Below are 692 nucleotides of genomic sequence, written 5' to 3' on the forward strand. Positions count from 1 at the left end.
TCGAGGTCGGCGAACCCGCAGATCGCCGTCACCCGGTGCGACGGGCTGGCGTGTAGCCGAAGGTCCAACTCGGTGATGACGCCCAGCGTGCCCTCGGCGCCGACGAACAGCGCCGGCAGGTCGTAGCCGGTGTTGTCCCGGCGCACCCGGCTGTGCCGGCGCAGCAGTGTCCCGTCGGGCAGGGCCACCTGCACGCCGACGACCTGCTCGCCCATGTTGCCGTACCGGACCGTGCGCAGACCCCCGGCGTTCGTCGACGCCATCCCGCCGACGGTCGCGGTGTCCCGGGCCGCCAGATCCACGCCGAACACCAAACCGGCCGCTGCGGCGGCCCGTTGCACCGCGGCCAGCGTGGCCCCGGCACCGACCTCGATGCGGCGTTCGACGGTGTCGACATCAGCCACGGCGTGCAGGTGGCCCTGCCCGACGGGACACTGCTGCGCCGGCACAGCCGGGTGCGCCGGGACAACACCGGCTACGACCTGCCGGCGCTGTTCGTCGGCGCCGAGGGCACGCTGGGCGTCATCACCGAGTTGGACCTTCGGCTACACGCCAGCCCGTCGCACCGGGTGACGGCGATCTGCGGGTTCGCCGACCTCGAGGCCTTGGTGGCCGCCGGGCGCACCTTTCGCGACGTGGATGGAATTGCCGCCCTGGAATTGATCGACGGGCGGGCCGCCGCGCTGACCCAG

The 692-nt window shown here is 73.0% G+C and carries 1 protein-coding gene and 1 pseudogene; one reads left to right on the forward strand and one right to left on the reverse strand.

The genetic code is table 11. The annotated features are described in order from the left end of the window. Nucleotides 1-491: pseudogene (locus tag A5652_RS20375) on the reverse strand (FAD-binding oxidoreductase); the annotation flags it as partial. On the opposite strand from A5652_RS20375, the gene A5652_RS20380 reads away from it, so the two are divergent. Further along, nucleotides 414-692, forward strand: a 279-nt coding sequence (locus A5652_RS20380) for an FAD-binding oxidoreductase (RefSeq protein ID WP_369805838.1), incomplete at its 3' end; no start/stop codon positions are given. The pseudogene A5652_RS20375 and the gene A5652_RS20380 sit on opposite strands and share 78 nt — an antisense overlap.

This window comes from Mycobacterium sp. 1165178.9, from assembly GCF_001673555.1.
Taxonomy (GTDB): Bacteria; Actinomycetota; Actinomycetes; order Mycobacteriales; family Mycobacteriaceae; genus Mycobacterium.